At 65.1% G+C, this 13,881-nt stretch carries 15 protein-coding genes; 5 read left to right on the forward strand and 10 right to left on the reverse strand.

Annotated elements, in window-relative coordinates; genetic code table 11:
• Positions 1-26: 26 nt before the first annotated feature.
• Complete coding sequence (locus TZ03_RS13835) at positions 27-413, reverse strand: hypothetical protein (protein ID WP_051098436.1); 387 nt, start codon at positions 411-413, stop codon at positions 27-29.
• A 239-nt stretch (positions 414-652) separates the two neighbouring features.
• On the opposite strand from TZ03_RS13835, the gene pyk reads away from it, so the two are divergent.
• Complete coding sequence (gene pyk, locus TZ03_RS13840; RefSeq protein ID WP_051098437.1) at positions 653-2,107, forward strand: pyruvate kinase; 1,455 nt, start codon at positions 653-655, stop codon at positions 2,105-2,107.
• Positions 2,108-2,242: 135 nt separating this feature from the next.
• Here the strand turns inward: pyk and TZ03_RS13845 are convergent, their stop codons facing one another.
• Entirely contained in the window at positions 2,243-3,163 is a 921-nt protein-coding gene (locus TZ03_RS13845) for an iron-sulfur-binding ferredoxin reductase (RefSeq protein ID WP_051098438.1), read from the reverse strand.
• Between the two features lie 378 nt (positions 3,164-3,541).
• On the opposite strand from TZ03_RS13845, the gene TZ03_RS13850 reads away from it, so the two are divergent.
• Complete coding sequence (locus TZ03_RS13850; RefSeq protein WP_051098439.1) at positions 3,542-5,065, forward strand: fumarate hydratase; 1,524 nt, start codon at positions 3,542-3,544, stop codon at positions 5,063-5,065.
• Between the two features lie 120 nt (positions 5,066-5,185).
• Here TZ03_RS13850 and TZ03_RS13855 read toward each other — a convergent pair whose 3' ends face one another.
• Positions 5,186-6,058, reverse strand: a complete 873-nt coding sequence (locus TZ03_RS13855) for a carbon-nitrogen hydrolase family protein (RefSeq protein WP_051098441.1) — start codon at positions 6,056-6,058, stop codon at positions 5,186-5,188.
• Positions 6,055-6,645, reverse strand: a complete 591-nt coding sequence (locus TZ03_RS13860; RefSeq protein WP_051098443.1) for a GNAT family N-acetyltransferase — start codon at positions 6,643-6,645, stop codon at positions 6,055-6,057. The genes TZ03_RS13855 and TZ03_RS13860 overlap by 4 nt, the downstream gene beginning before the upstream one ends.
• 115 nt (positions 6,646-6,760) lie before the next feature.
• Here TZ03_RS13860 and TZ03_RS13865 point away from each other — a divergent pair, with 115 nt between their 5' ends.
• Positions 6,761-7,159 carry a nuclear transport factor 2 family protein gene (locus TZ03_RS13865; RefSeq protein ID WP_051098446.1) on the forward strand — a complete coding sequence of 133 codons (399 nt, stop codon included), beginning with the start codon at positions 6,761-6,763 and terminating at the stop codon, positions 7,157-7,159.
• 146 nt (positions 7,160-7,305) lie between these two features.
• On the opposite strand, the gene TZ03_RS13870 is transcribed toward TZ03_RS13865, so the two are convergent.
• The 6 genes from TZ03_RS13870 to TZ03_RS13895 form a co-directional block, all read right to left on the reverse strand.
• Positions 7,306-7,884 carry a DJ-1/PfpI family protein gene (locus tag TZ03_RS13870; protein ID WP_051098447.1) on the reverse strand — a complete coding sequence of 193 codons (579 nt, stop codon included), beginning with the start codon at positions 7,882-7,884 and terminating at the stop codon, positions 7,306-7,308.
• Between the two features lie 52 nt (positions 7,885-7,936).
• The gene (locus TZ03_RS13875) at positions 7,937-9,094 is read right to left on the reverse strand and encodes a phospholipase D-like domain-containing protein (protein WP_051098448.1); all 1,158 of its coding nucleotides are present in this window, start codon (positions 9,092-9,094) and stop codon (positions 7,937-7,939) included.
• A gap of 1 nt (position 9,095) precedes the next feature.
• Positions 9,096-9,677 carry a YceI family protein gene (locus tag TZ03_RS13880; RefSeq protein ID WP_051098449.1) on the reverse strand — a complete coding sequence of 194 codons (582 nt, stop codon included), beginning with the start codon at positions 9,675-9,677 and terminating at the stop codon, positions 9,096-9,098.
• A gap of 44 nt (positions 9,678-9,721) precedes the next feature.
• Positions 9,722-10,018, reverse strand: a complete 297-nt coding sequence (locus TZ03_RS13885; protein WP_051098452.1) for a hypothetical protein — start codon at positions 10,016-10,018, stop codon at positions 9,722-9,724.
• Positions 10,015-11,097 carry a serine hydrolase domain-containing protein gene (locus TZ03_RS13890; protein WP_051098454.1) on the reverse strand — a complete coding sequence of 361 codons (1,083 nt, stop codon included), beginning with the start codon at positions 11,095-11,097 and terminating at the stop codon, positions 10,015-10,017. The genes TZ03_RS13885 and TZ03_RS13890 overlap by 4 nt, the downstream gene beginning before the upstream one ends.
• Before the next feature lie 167 nt (positions 11,098-11,264).
• Positions 11,265-12,152 carry an acyl-CoA dehydrogenase gene (locus TZ03_RS13895; RefSeq protein WP_051098456.1) on the reverse strand — a complete coding sequence of 296 codons (888 nt, stop codon included), beginning with the start codon at positions 12,150-12,152 and terminating at the stop codon, positions 11,265-11,267.
• 161 nt (positions 12,153-12,313) lie between these two features.
• On the opposite strand from TZ03_RS13895, the gene olsB reads away from it, so the two are divergent.
• Together olsB and TZ03_RS13905 are read left to right on the forward strand one after the other, a co-directional pair.
• Complete coding sequence (olsB, locus tag TZ03_RS13900; protein ID WP_051098458.1) at positions 12,314-13,069, forward strand: L-ornithine N(alpha)-acyltransferase; 756 nt, start codon at positions 12,314-12,316, stop codon at positions 13,067-13,069.
• Positions 13,069-13,857, forward strand: a complete 789-nt coding sequence (locus TZ03_RS13905) for a lysophospholipid acyltransferase family protein (protein ID WP_051098461.1) — start codon at positions 13,069-13,071, stop codon at positions 13,855-13,857. The genes olsB and TZ03_RS13905 overlap by 1 nt, the downstream gene beginning before the upstream one ends.
• Positions 13,858-13,881: the final 24 nt, after the last annotated feature.

Here is a 13,881-nt window from a genome sequence, read left to right on the forward strand (position 1 = left end):
CCCATGAAATAAATCACACCTTGGTGTTAACGCCAAGGCGCGGTGGTCACCGGGCTGGCTACGGCCGCTTCACCAGCCCGATAATGGCCGAGTTTTTCCAGGGTCTGCAGGCGCGCCCGAGCGCGATAGGCGTACTCGTTGCCCGGGTACTGCTGGATCAGGTACTGGTAGGTTTGCGCAGCATCCACGTACAGCGCCTGGCGCTCCAGGCACTGGCCGCGCAGCAGCGACACCTCGGGGTGGATGAACGGCCGCGCACGGCTGGTGCGGTCAACCTGCGACAGTTCGAGCATGACCCGCTGGCAGTCGCCACGGTCGTAGGCGCGGTAGGCATTGTTCAGGTGGTGGTCCATGGACCAGCGGGTGCAGCCGACGGCGCTGGCCGCCAGGGCTAAAACGATCAGGGCTCGCATGGGAATCTCCTTTGATGGGAAGCATATCGGCCGGTATCGGGTTTTCTTCAGCTGCAAGCTACAAGTGCCAAGCCGCAAGAAAAAAGCAGTGTCTACGCCGCTCGCGCTTTTACTTGTAGCTTGCCGCTTGTAGCTTGCAGCTGCCCTACCCCGCAAGGTCGCAGGTAGTGCAACGGAACAATGACTACAGCGAGATTCAGGAGTAGCCTTTCGCTGCGCTTCACTATAGGAGTCTGTGCATGACCATCCGCCGTACCAAAATCGTCGCCACCCTTGGCCCCGCCAGCAATTCGCCGGAAGTGATCGAACAACTGATCCTTGCCGGCCTGGACGTGGCACGCCTGAACTTCTCCCACGGCACCCCGGACGAGCACAAGGCCCGCGCCCGCCTGATCCGTGACATCGCCGCCAAGAACGGCCGCCATGTCGCGCTGCTGGGCGACCTGCAGGGTCCGAAGATCCGCATCGCCAAGTTCGCCAACAAGCGCATCGAATTGAAGATCGGTGACAAGTTCACCTTCTCCACCGCCCACCCGCTGACCGAAGGCAACCAGGACATCGTCGGTATCGACTACCCCGACCTGGTCAAGGACTGCGGCGTTGGTGACGAACTGCTGCTCGACGATGGCCGCGTGGTCATGCGCGTCGAGACCGCCACCGCAGACGCCCTGCACTGCGTGGTGATCATCGGTGGCCCACTGTCGGACCACAAAGGCATCAACCGCAAAGGTGGCGGCCTGACTGCCCCCGCCCTGACCGAAAAAGACAAGGCCGACATCAAGCTGGCCGCGGAAATGGACCTGGACTACCTGGCCGTATCCTTCCCGCGTGACGCCAGCGACATGGAATACGCGCGCAAGCTGCGTGACGAAGCCGGCGGCAGCGCCTGGCTGGTGGCCAAGATCGAACGCGCCGAAGCCGTTGCCGACGACGAAACCCTGGACAAGCTGATCGCCGCCTCCGACGCCGTGATGGTTGCCCGTGGCGACCTGGGCGTGGAAATCGGCGACGCCGAGCTGATCGCCATCCAGAAGAAGATCATCCAGCACGCCCGCCGCAACAACAAGGCGGTGATCGTGGCGACCCAGATGATGGAGTCGATGATCCAGAACCCGATGCCGACCCGCGCCGAAGTGTCCGACGTGGCCAACGCCGTGCTGGACAACACCGACGCGGTAATGCTGTCGGCCGAGAGTGCCGCCGGTGCCTACCCGATCGAAGCTGTACAGGCCATGGCCCGTATCTGCTCGGGCGCCGAGAAGCACCCGACCAGCCAGAAGTCCAGCCACCGCCTGCACACCACTTTCGAGCGCTGCGACGAGAGCATCGCCCTGGCGGCGATGTACACCGCCAACCACTTCCCCGGCGTGAAGGCGATCATCGCCCTGACCGAAAGTGGCTACACCCCGCTGATCATGTCGCGCCTGCGCTCGCACGTGCCGATCTTCGCCCTGTCGCCGCACCGCGCCACCCAGGCCCGTGCCAACATGTTCCGTGGCGTCTACCCGATCGCCTTCGACCCAGCTTCGTTGCCGGCCGACAAGGTGAGCCAGGCGGCGGTCGACGAGCTGCTCAAGCGCGGCTTGGTGCAGCAGGGTGACTGGGTGATCCTGACCAAGGGTGACAGCTACCACACCATCGGTGGCACCAATGGCATGAAGATCCTGCATGTGGGTGATCCGCTGGTCGGTTGATCCACGCCGAGGGGCCGCGTTGCGGCCCAATCGCCGGCAAGCCAGCTCCCACAGGATTGCATCAGGCCTGAGCCTGCGCGTCCCCTGTGGGAGCTGGCTTGCCGGCGATGAGGCCAGACCAATCAACACAAATCCTCAGGCATGTTCAACGAACACATCGGCAAACACCTGCCCCCGCGGCACCCCGGCAATGAACAGCCGCCGGGCAAACCGCTCGACACTCCCCGGTGCCCCACACACCAGCGCCACCGTCTGTCGCGACGACGGCCGCAACCCGGCCAGCGCTTCATCCAGCTGCTCCGCCAGCACCAGTTCGACACTCACCCCAGGTAGCTTCAGCAGCGGCTCCGCCAAATAGTGCCCGGCCGGATCCCGCGCCACATGTAGCAGCCGAATCTCGCTCCGATGGCCCTGGCGTAACGCCTCGCGCAAAATGCCCCACAGCGGCGCCAACCCAGTACCCGCCGCCAGCAACCACAGCGGCCGGTCCTGCCATTCTGGGTCGTAATGCAGAGCCCCGCCTCTAAGCTCGCCCAAACGCATCTCATCACCGACCTGTAGCCCCCGAGCCTTGTCACAAAAGGCACCAGGCCGCTGGCAGTCGATATGAAACTCGAGCAGCTCATCCTCACCCGGCAGGCTGGCCAGGGAATAAGGCCGCGCAACCTCGCCCAGCCACAGCACCACATGCTGACCCGCCTGATAGCGCAAGGGCCGTTCCGGCCGCAGTTGCACTCGCAACACATCGCCGAACCAGTCCAGTGCACTGACCTTGGCCGGCACACCATCGCGCTGCGGGTCGAACAGCGCCACGCGCAGGTCCTCGACCACCCGGCACTGGCAGGCCAGGCGCCAGCCTTGGGCATGCTTGTCCAGCGCCAAGGCCTCGGGCATGGCGTCTAGCGGTTGCCCGGCCAGGCAATGCACCAGGCAGGCATGGCAGCTGCCGGCGCGGCAACTATAGGGCACGTTCAACCCCGCCTCGTTCAGGGCATCGAGCAGGTTGCTGCCGGTCGGCACCGCCCAGCGGTGCTCGCCCACGCAAAGTTCGGGCATGTTCAGGTATCTCTTCCCGCTCTCGAGTTATTGGGGCCGCTTTGCGGCCCAATCGCCGGCAAGCCAGCTCCCACAGGATCGCACCAGCCCTGAGGCTTGCACATCACCTGTGGGAGCTGGCTTGCCGGCGATTGGGCTGCAAAGCAGCCCCCGTCCAAGCATCCTATCTCTTCGCAGAGCCAGCAAGAACAATGCCTGACCCCAACCGACCAAGGTCCAGACCACTCGCAGGTGTTTCACACGGAGAGGCACGCTATACTGCCGCGCCCTTTTGCGTCGGCCATGCTGCCGGCGCGCCTTTGCAAGGCGTTTCGACACGCTGGTCGGCACCGTCGAGCGTCTATATGAATGTTCCCGTCTTTAAGAGGAGCGCGCTGCATGACCGTGATCAAGCAAGACGACCTGATTCAGAGCGTCGCCGACGCCCTGCAATTCATCTCGTACTACCACCCCGTCGATTTCATCCAGGCCATGCACGAGGCCTATCTGCGTGAAGAGTCGCCCGCCGCGCGCGATTCCATCGCCCAGATCCTGATCAACTCGCGCATGTGCGCCACCGGCCACCGCCCGATCTGCCAGGATACCGGTATCGTCACCGTGTTCGTGCGCGTGGGCATGGACGTGCGCTGGGACGGCGCCACCCTGAGCGTCGACGACATGATCAACGAAGGTGTGCGTCGCGCCTACAACCTGCCTGAAAACGTCCTGCGCGCCTCGATCCTGGCCGACCCGGCCGGTGCCCGCAAGAACACCAAGGACAACACCCCGGCAGTGATCCACTACTCCATCGTCCCCGGCGACAAGGTCGAGGTCGATGTCGCAGCCAAGGGCGGCGGCTCGGAAAACAAGTCGAAGATGGCCATGCTCAACCCGTCCGACTCGATCGTCGACTGGGTACTGAAGACCGTCCCGACCATGGGCGCTGGCTGGTGCCCGCCTGGCATGCTCGGCATCGGCATCGGCGGTACCGCCGAGAAGGCCGCGGTAATGGCCAAGGAAGTGTTGATGGAGTCCATCGACATCCATGAGCTGAAAGCCCGTGGCCCGCAGAACCGCCTGGAAGAAATCCGCCTGGAGCTGTTCGAGAAGGTCAACCAGCTGGGCATCGGCGCCCAGGGCCTGGGTGGCCTGACCACCGTGCTCGACGTCAAGATCATGGACTACCCGACCCACGCCGCCTCCCTGCCGGTGTGCATGATCCCCAACTGCGCCGCCACTCGCCACGCCCACTTCGTGCTCGATGGCTCCGGCCCGGCCGAGCTGGAAGCGCCGTCGCTGGATGCCTACCCGGAAATCGTCTGGGAAGCCGGCCCGAGCGCCCGTCGCGTCAACCTCGACGACATCACCCCGGAAGAAGTCGCCAGCTGGAAGCCGGGCGAAACCATCCTGCTCAACGGCAAGATGCTGACCGGCCGCGATGCCGCGCACAAGCGCATGGTCGAAATGCTCAACCGTGGCGAAGAGCTGCCGGTAGACCTGAAAGGCCGCTTCATCTACTACGTTGGCCCGGTCGATCCGGTCGGTGACGAAGTGGTAGGCCCAGCCGGCCCGACCACCGCCACCCGCATGGACAAGTTCACCCGCCAGATCCTCGAGCAGACTGGCCTGCTGGGCATGATCGGCAAGTCCGAGCGTGGCCCGACCGCCATCGAGGCGATCAAGGACAACAAGGCCGTGTACCTGATGGCCGTCGGTGGCGCTGCCTACCTGGTGGCACAGGCCATCCGCAAGTCGAAGGTCCTGGCCTTCGCCGAGCTGGGCATGGAAGCGATCTACGAATTCGAGGTCAAGGACATGCCGGTTACCGTCGCCGTGGACAGCAACGGTGAGTCGGTGCACATCACTGGCCCTGCCCTGTGGCAGAGCAAGATTGCCGAGAGCCTGGCAGTCGAAGTGAAGTAAGCCTGATGTAACAGCGGCGGCCTCTTCGCGGGCTCGCCCGCTCCCACAGGTAACGCGTAGCCCTGAGGCTTGCACTTTCCCTGTGGGAGCGGGCGAGCCCGCGAAGAAGCCGAACCTGTTCTACACAATTCTTTCGAACTGCTCCGGCCAGTCCCTGCGGGTAAACACCTGCCCTTCCCGCCTCACCCGCCGCACCTCTTCCAGGTCCACCTCACACACCAGCCACTGGCTAGTGGCAGGGCTCAGCTCGTCACTCAACGCCACCACCCCATCCCCCGGCATGCCGTGATCCGGCGGCACGAACAACCCTGCCCGGCCAATATTCTCATCCAGAGCCGGCGACCAGGGTGCCAACCCCACCGTAGGGCTCTGCAGCACGGCAATCTGGTTCTCCAGCGCGCGCGCCTGGGCGCCGATACGCACCCGGTAATATCCCGCTTCGGTGTCGGTACAGCTCGGTGCCAGGATCAGGTCGGCACCACCCTCGGCCAGGCGCCGCGCCAACATCGGGAATTCATTGTCGTAACAGATCAGGACCCCCAGGCGCCCCAGTTCGGTGTCGAACACCTGCAGCCCCTGCCCCGCGGCAATATCCCAGTGCTCGCGCTCAAAGCGGGTCATCATCAGTTTGTCCTGGTAGCCCAGCACACCCTCGGGGCCAAACAACCAGGCCCGGTTGCGGTAGCACCCATCGCTGTCCAGTACCGGCACGCTACCCGGTTGCAGGTAGATACGCCAACGCCGGGCAAGGCTCTCGCACAGCGCTTTCCATGGCTCGATCAGCGGCTGAATGCCGGCAATCGAAGCCTTCAGGTCACCGCGCTGCTCAGCACCCAACTGGCCGCTGAGCACCAGCCCGGCGTACTCCGGTAGCAGCAACAGACGTGCGCCCGCCGCCACCGCTTCGGCACACAGGCCTTGCAGGTGATCGGCGTAGGCGTCCCAGGTTTCATGCAGTTCGATGGCGTACTGGCAGGCCGCCAGGCGGATCATATCGGCAGTTCCTTGAGCCAGAACGACATCAGCTTGTCGGAGCTTTCCAACTCGTCCAGGTCGCGCCAGGCGTAGCTGGTGCGCAGCGACGGGTCGTGCAGGAAGCCGCGGTTGCGCCAGAAGCCGTGCAATGGCTTGTAGTCCGCTGGCCGTCGTGGGTGCATGCCTGGCCGCTCGACCGCGCAGAACGCGCAGTAATCGAACTCGGCCAGTTTGTGCGCGTAGGACTCGCGCTCGATGAAGAAGCGCACGCCCAGACCCTGGCCACGATACTCCGGCAATACCAGCGACTCACCGAAGTAATACACGCTGGCCGGGTCACGCCCCTGGGCCAGGAACGGCTGCTGGAATTCGGCCGCCACATCCACCAGCGGCAGGCCGGTAGAGGCGCCGACCACCTTGCCGTCGTCCAGCGCCAGCACCACCAGGCTGCGCCCGGAGCGGGCATAGTTGGCCAGGTAGTTGGCCTCGTACTCCAGGGTGCCGTCATAGAGGTAGGGAAACTCGCGGAACACGGTAAGGCGCAGGCGAGCGAGGTCATCGATGTAAGGCGCGATAGCGGCGCCGTGCAGCAGACGTATTTCCATGCTTGGCGGTCGTTTTGTCGATGTGGATGACGCGCTCGGCTAAGCCGGGCTTGAGGGGAAACCCTATCATCCGAGGCAACGACCCGCCTTTTCCCTACACGACAGGAATTGTTCCATGACCGCTACCGAACTGGTAAATGCTTACTACGCGGCCTTCAACGCTGGCGACATGCCAGCCTTTCTCGCCCTGCTCAGCGAAGACGTGATCCACGACATCAACCAAGGGGAGCGGCAGATGGGCAAGGCCCGGTTTGCCGCGTTCATGGACAAGATGAACCGCTGCTACCGCGAACGCCTGGCCGATATCGTGGTGATGCAGAACGCCGATGGCAGCCGCGCGGCGGCGGAGTTCACCGTGCATGGCGAGTACCTGGCCGATGACGAAGGGTTGCCGGCAGCCAACGGCCAGACCTATGTGCTGCCGGCGGGGGCGTTCTTCTATATCCACTGCGGCAAGATTGCCCGGGTGACCAACTACTACAACCTCAATGACTGGGTTGAGCAGGTAGTCTGAAGCGACACGGTCTTTGTGGGAGCGGCCTTGTGTCGCGAAAGGGCTGCGGAGCAGCCCCAGAATATCTGCGTCGATGCGAATATTGCTGGGGCCGCTTTGCGGCCCTTTCGCGACACAAGGCCGCTCCCACAAACTGACTGGCCCGGTCAGGCGATACGGGTGCCCAGCACCTTGAGGAAAGCTGCCAGCCACGCCGGATGCGCTGGCCATGCTGGGGCGGTCACCAGGTTGCCATCCACATGCGCCTGGTCCACCGCGATATCGATGAACGTACCGCCTGCCAAACGCACCTCCGGCGCACACGCCGGGTACGCGCTGCATTCGCGCCCCTCCAGCACACCTGCCGCGGCCAACAGCTGCGCGCCATGGCACACAGCCGCAATCGGCTTGCCGGCCTGGTCGAACGCCCGCACCAGCTCCAGCACCTTTTCATCCAGACGCAGGTACTCTGGCGCACGGCCACCGGGGATCAACAGCGCGTCGTAACTCTCGGGGCGTACCCGTACGAAGTCATAATTCAGGGCAAAGTTGTGCCCAGGCCTTTCGCTGTAGGTCTGTTCGCCCTCGAAATCATGAATCGCGGTACGCACGGTCTGCCCGGCCAGCTTCTCGGGGCACACTGCATGCACCGTGTGGCCGACCATGCTCAGCGCCTGGAACGGCACCATCGCCTCATAATCCTCGACGTAGTCGCCAACCAGCATGAGAATTTTCTTCGCCGTCATCGCATCCACTCCTTCCATTGCCCGAGAACAGTCATTGCACGATAGCTGCTATTCAGTCGCGGCGGTCGAGCAGGTTGACCACCAGGCGGTCGAGCCAGCCCCACAGCCGCTGCTTGACCCGCCGCCACAGCGGCCGGGCATTCCAGTGGTCGAGGTCGACTTCCTCGCTCAAGGCGAAATCGCGCTCGAAGCTGGCCACTATCGCCGCTGTCAACGGCGGGTCCAGAGCCTCGATGTTGGCTTCGAGGTTGAAGCGCAGATTCCAGTGGTCGAAGTTGCACGAGCCGACGCTGACCCAGTCATCCACCACGGCCATCTTCAAGTGCAGGAAGCACGGCTGGTATTCGAAGATGCGCACCCCGGCGCGCAGCAGGCGCGGGTAGTAACGGTGCCCGGCGTAGCGCACCGACGGGTGGTCGGTGCGTGGCCCGGTCAGCAGCAGGCGCACATCCAGGCCCTTGCTGGCGGCACGGCGCAACGAACGGCGTACGCTCCAGGTCGGCAGAAAGTACGGTGTGGCCAGCCACACGCGGTGCTTGCCGCTGTTCAGCGCACGCACCAGTGAATGCAGGATGTCCTGATGCTGGCGGGCGTCGGCATAGGCCACCCGGCCCATGCCCTGCCCCTGCGCCGGCACCTTGGGCAGGCGCGGCAGGCCGAAGCCTTCGGCGGGTCGCCAGGCAGTCCGGCGGTTGTTGGCGTGCCACTGGCGGTCGAACAAAAGTTGCCAGTCGGTCACCACCGGCCCTTCCATCTGCACCATCGCCTCATGCCAGTCGCTGGTCGCCTCGCCCGGTACCCAGAACTCGTCGGTAACCCCCGTGCCGCCCACTACCGCCCAGCGTTCGTCCACCAGCAACAACTTGCGGTGATCGCGGTACAGGTTGCGCAGGCCGCGCTTCCAGCGCAGGCGGTTGTACCAGCGCAGGTACACGCCGGCCTCCTGCAGGCGCTGGCGCAGGGCACTGTTGAAGGCCAGCGCACCATAGTCGTCGAACAGGCAGCGCACCCGCACGCCGCGCCGGGCGGCCTGCTCCAACGCTTCCACCACCGCGTCGGCGCAGGCGCCGGCTTCGACCAGATACAGTTCCAGGTCGACCTGGAACTGGGCGCGCACGATCGCCGTGAGCATGCGCGGAAAGAACTCGGGGCCGTCGATCAGCAGTTCGAACTGGTTGCCATCCCGCCAGGGGAAGACCGGCCCCGGCATATCAGCGGGCGGTGAAGATCAGCACCGCGCTAACCGGTACCGACGGGTTGATCGACTTGAGCCCGGCGAACTTGCGCAGGCTTTGCAGCCCTGGCATCAGGTCGAAGTCCTCGGCGCGCAGTACCAAGGGCTCCAGGGTCACCACCTGGAAGCGCCGCTGGTCCAGGCGGGTGGCCAGCAGCAGAGCGTTGTAGCTGTGGGACTGGCCGTGCAAGGTAACGGTGAGCGGCAGGCGCAGTTCGATCTGGGCGCCGTCGGCCAGGTCGTTGATTGGCCGCAGGTCGATCTGCGCTTTCACGGTGGCCTCGGCGAAGCGCTCGACCTCGAACAGATTGTCGCGCATCTGCTCGTCCCGCAGTGGGATGCCGCTGCTCACCGAATCCATCTCGATGCGCAACCCCGCCACGCCCTTGCGATCGACCGTGCCATGCAGCACCAGAAAACGGTGCACTTCGGCCGTGTCACCGTTCTTGCCGGTGATGAACGACAGGCGCGACGACTCGCCATCGAGGTGCCAGTTGGCGTGAACGGGCAGGCAAAAAGCCAGCAACAAGGCAGGAAGCAGACGGGGCAACTTGAACATGACAGATCTCGTGAAACCAGACCGCCAACCTTACCCGCCCGCCTTCATGGCAGCAAGCGGCAGCCCTCGCGCGGGCCCTGCCAGGCAGCCTGGTTGCTTCGCCCCAGCCCTTCAGCGCTGACCCGCCGCTGCTGGCTGTCTTCCTCCAGCAGGCGCAGCGGCAGCCACTGCTTCACGTAGCCTTGGCAATACGCCTGCTCGAAGCCCATGACAAAGCGACACGAGCAATATTCCTTGGCCGAGTAGGCCGAGAGGATGCCGGGGAAATCCGCCAGCGCATGGCGCTCCTGCCAAGCCCAGTACGAAAGCCCCAGCAACACCAGCAACAATACCTGCTTCATGTGCCCTCCCCAGCCAGCGCCGCCAGTACCCGCTTGAGCAGTTCGTCGTGGCGGTAGCTGCCGTCCCGGTCATCGGCATAACGCACGATCACCAGTTTTTGCGCGGGCAGCACGTACAGGGCCTGGCCCCAATGGCCAAGGGCGGCGTAGGTGTCTACGGGCGCACTCGGCCAAGGCCGTGCGGCACCGGCCAGCGGCTGGTTGAGCCACCAGTGGCCGCCAGGGTTGGCCTCGCCAGGCATGGGTTCGACATGGGCAAACGGCGTGCGATTGAAGGCCACCCAGGCCTTGGGCAGCAGTTGCCGGTCCTGCCAGCGCCCATCGCGCTGCATCAGCAGGCCGATGCGTGCCAGGTCGCGGGCCGTGAGGTACAGGTACGAAGAAGCCACGTAGGTACCCGTCCGATCACGCTCCCACACCGCGCTGTCGATACCCAATGGGGTGAACAGTGCGTCCCAAGGGTAATCGGGGTACTGCCCGGCATCGAGCATGCCGCGCAGCGCGGCGGCCAGCAGGTTGCTGTCACCACTGGAATAGAGAAACCGCTGGCCAGGGCTGGCCGCCGTGCCCCGCGCCGCCGTGTAGGCCGCCATGTCCTCGCGGCCACGGGTATACAGCATGGCTACCACCGAGGACTTCAGCGGGGCATATTCGTAGTCTTCCTGCCAGTCCAGGCCGCTGGCCCAGTGCAGCAGGTCGACCATGCGCATGCCTGGGTGGGCGCGCATGGGTGGATAGAAGCGAGAGACCGGGTCTTGCAGTTGGAACCGCCCCTCGCCCTGGGCGATACCCAATAGCGTGGCGAGCACGCTCTTGCTCACCGACCAGGTGAGGTGCGCGGTGGCGGCGGTGGTGGGGGCGCTGTAGCGCTCGTGGAGGATGCGGCCGTCGCGGATGATCAGCAGGGCATCGGTGCGGATGCCGCTGCGTTCGGGTGTGGTGCGGGTGGGGAAGGCGTAGGCGTCGACGGCTTGCCAGTCGAGGGTGGCATTGTCGATCGGCCAGTCAGGTTGGGGCCAATCTTCGGCCTTGGCGGATGCCATCGCTAGGCAAAAAAGCAACAGCAGACCTTTCAGCATCCCATTCCAGGCTCGCGGTTTTGGGGCTGCTTTGCAGCCCTTTCGCGACACAAGGCCGCTCCCACAAGGTGCGGCGCCGCTCTTGCTTTTGTGGGAGCGGCCTTGTGTCGCGAAAGGGCCGCAAAGCGGCCCCAGCATTCATCGAATCACACAAACCTATCAGGCATTCATGACAATCCCGCAGCAGCCCAAGCCTTGCTCAGGCGCTTCTCCCGCGCCGCCGCTGCCAGCGCCATCACCCCCTGGTCCCGCTGCCAGATCTCTGCCCAATGCGCCGGCCCCGCCGCCAACGCGACCTCGATCTCCCCCCGCAGCGCCTGGAACTGCGCAAACAATCCGCCCAGCAACAAATGGCAACCCACGCTATCGGCACACTGCCGGCTACCCTCGGCGCACCCGGCCAGTAGCCCAAGCAACTGCAGGCGCAAACCCTGCGGCCAGGCACACTCCTGCCCCACGCCATACAACCAGGCCGTCAACGCCGCGAGCACATACAAGTCCTCCAGGGAGCGGAATGGCTTCACATAGGCATCCCAACCATCCCCGGCCAGCAACTCGCACGCCGCCTGCTCCAGCACCAGCCGGCCATGGCCCACTTCCGGCATCAGCGGCAGGGTCGGCAGCGCCTCCAGCGTCACCCCCGGCTCCCCTGGGTAGACCACCGCCAGGTTCAACTGCGGCGCCGCCCCCGCCGCTTCACTGCGCGCCGCCACCAGCAGCCACTCCGCCTCCACGCCCGCGGTGACGAAATCCTTGCTGCCCGTCAGGCGCAAACCGTCCAGGCGCGTGCGCATGTCCGCCGGCCGCACGCTGCGCCGCTCGGTGGCGCACAGGGCGCCGAGGCTGGGCGGCGCGCTGGGCCACAGCACGCGCAAGGCGGCCTGGTAACCCAGCAGAAATGCCAGGCCCGGCGTGGCCATCGCGCGCCCGCCCAGTACCGCCAGTTCGAACGGGGCAACCGGGCCAAGGCGTTCGAGCAGCACGGCATAGGTTTCGCCCAGGGTGCCCGCCAGCGCTTGGCGAAGCGGGTCGTTGAGTCGTTGCAACCAGGCCATCGGTAGGCTCCTTGCTGAGGGCTTTCGGTTAAGGCTCGGGGTGGGTGTCACGCAAGCATCACCAAAGATTCACAGGGGTGACACCCCGTCTACCTAGGCTGACTTTGCACAACAAAGCCGACCGGCCGCAACCCTTCATGGCTGGCTTATGGAGACTCGTAATGACTCGGATCGCTCATTCTGGCGACAACAGCACCGAACGCCGTCTGCAAGCCGAACGCCTGGTCGGCGCCGCGGCCCTGCAAGAGGCCCAGGCCCTGCGTTACAAAGTGTTCAGCGCAGAATTCAAGGCCAAGCTCAAAGGTGCCGAGCACGGCCTGGACATGGATGACTATGACGTGCACTGCCGCCACATTGGCGTGCGCGACCTGAGCAGCGGCGAGCTGGTCGCCACCACTCGCCTGCTCGACCACCAGGCCGCCAGCAGCCTGGGCCGTTTCTACAGCGAAGAAGAATTCAGCCTGCACGGCCTGCTGCAACTGCAAGGCCCGATACTGGAGCTGGGCCGTACTTGCGTGGCCCCCGACTACCGCAACGGCGGCACCATCGCCGTGCTCTGGGGCGAGCTGGCCGAAGTGCTCAACGAGGGCCGCTACAGCTACCTGATGGGCTGCGCCAGCATCCCCATGCAGGACGGCGGCGTGCAGGCCCATGCGGTGATGCAGCGCCTGCGCGAACGCTACCTGTGTACCGAACACCTGCGTGCCGAGCCGAAGAACCCGCTGCCGAACCTGCCCCTGCCGAGCAACGTCATCGCCGAAATGCCACCGCTGCTCAAGGCCTACATGCGCCTGGGTGCGAAGATCTGCGGCGAACCGTGCTGGGACGAGGACTTCCAGGTGGCCGACGTATTCATCCTGCTCAAGCGCGACGAGCTGTGCCCGCGCTACGCCCGCCACTTCAAGGCGGCGGTCTGATGCCGCAGCTGCGGGCACTGGCCCGCCTGACACGACTGTTGCTGGTGCTGCTGCTGGGCATGCTGATGGCCAGCATGATCGCCCTGGGCGAGCGCCTGGGGTTCAACGCGCCCATCGAGCGCCGCCAACGCTGGACCTGCCTGTTCATGAAGCGCCTGGTCGCGGCCCTGCCGTTCGAGGTACGGGTGCTGGGCGAGCTGCCACAGCGGCCGATGCTGTGGGTCAGCAACCATGTTTCCTGGACCGATATCCCACTGCTCGGCATGCTGCTGCCGCTGTCGTTCCTGTCCAAGGCCGAAGTACGCCACTGGCCACTGGCCGGTTGGCTGGCGGAAAAGGCCGGCACCCTGTTCATTCGCCGTGGTGGTGGTGACAGCCAGCGCCTGCGCGAGCAGATCGCCGGGCAACTGGGCCTGGCCCGCCCGCTGCTGATCTTCCCCGAAGGCACCACCACCAACGGCCGCACCTTGCGCACCTTTCATGGCCGCCTGCTGGCAGGTGCCATCGACCGGGGCGTGGCGGTGCAGCCGGTGGCCATCCAGTACCTGCGTGATGGCCAGATCGACCCGATTGCGCCGTTCATTGGCGATGATGACCTGGTGTCGCACCTGATGCGCCTGTTTGCCCAACCGCGCGGCGAGGTGTGCATTCACCTGTTGCAGCCGATTGGTAGCGTGGGCAAGGAGCGCGCGGTGCTGGCGTTGCAGGCGCAGCAGGCGATTCAGCTGGCGTTGTTCGGGGTTGAAGAGGTTGAAGTGGCGCCACGGCGGCAGGCGCGGGCTGCCTGAGCCTATTGCATCATCTGTTCTGGC

Origin of the sequence: Pseudomonas sp. 10-1B (genome assembly GCF_000935045.1) — a bacterium.
Classification (GTDB): Bacteria; Pseudomonadota; Gammaproteobacteria; order Pseudomonadales; family Pseudomonadaceae; genus Aquipseudomonas.

Excerpts from the sequence above, each read along its gene's own strand:
- TZ03_RS13850 (WP_051098439.1), top strand. The coding sequence starts at position 3,542 with ATGACCGTGATCAAGCAAGACGACCTGATTCAGAGCGTCGCCGACGCC.
- TZ03_RS13855 (WP_051098441.1), bottom strand. The coding sequence starts at position 6,058 with ATGATCCGCCTGGCGGCCTGCCAGTACGCCATCGAACTGCATGAAACC.
- pyk (WP_051098437.1), top strand. The coding sequence starts at position 653 with ATGACCATCCGCCGTACCAAAATCGTCGCCACCCTTGGCCCCGCCAGC.
- olsB (WP_051098458.1), top strand. The coding sequence starts at position 12,314 with ATGACTCGGATCGCTCATTCTGGCGACAACAGCACCGAACGCCGTCTG.
- TZ03_RS13870 (WP_051098447.1), bottom strand. The coding sequence starts at position 7,884 with ATGACGGCGAAGAAAATTCTCATGCTGGTTGGCGACTACGTCGAGGAT.
- TZ03_RS13835 (WP_051098436.1), bottom strand. The coding sequence starts at position 413 with ATGCGAGCCCTGATCGTTTTAGCCCTGGCGGCCAGCGCCGTCGGCTGC.
- TZ03_RS13875 (WP_051098448.1), bottom strand. The coding sequence starts at position 9,094 with ATGCCGGGGCCGGTCTTCCCCTGGCGGGATGGCAACCAGTTCGAACTG.
- TZ03_RS13885 (WP_051098452.1), bottom strand. The coding sequence starts at position 10,018 with ATGAAGCAGGTATTGTTGCTGGTGTTGCTGGGGCTTTCGTACTGGGCT.
- TZ03_RS13905 (WP_051098461.1), top strand. The coding sequence starts at position 13,069 with ATGCCGCAGCTGCGGGCACTGGCCCGCCTGACACGACTGTTGCTGGTG.
- TZ03_RS13880 (WP_051098449.1), bottom strand. The coding sequence starts at position 9,677 with ATGTTCAAGTTGCCCCGTCTGCTTCCTGCCTTGTTGCTGGCTTTTTGC.
- TZ03_RS13895 (WP_051098456.1), bottom strand. The coding sequence starts at position 12,152 with ATGGCCTGGTTGCAACGACTCAACGACCCGCTTCGCCAAGCGCTGGCG.
- TZ03_RS13860 (WP_051098443.1), bottom strand. The coding sequence starts at position 6,645 with ATGGAAATACGTCTGCTGCACGGCGCCGCTATCGCGCCTTACATCGAT.
- TZ03_RS13865 (WP_051098446.1), top strand. The coding sequence starts at position 6,761 with ATGACCGCTACCGAACTGGTAAATGCTTACTACGCGGCCTTCAACGCT.
- TZ03_RS13845 (WP_051098438.1), bottom strand. The coding sequence starts at position 3,163 with ATGCCCGAACTTTGCGTGGGCGAGCACCGCTGGGCGGTGCCGACCGGC.
- TZ03_RS13890 (WP_051098454.1), bottom strand. The coding sequence starts at position 11,097 with ATGCTGAAAGGTCTGCTGTTGCTTTTTTGCCTAGCGATGGCATCCGCC.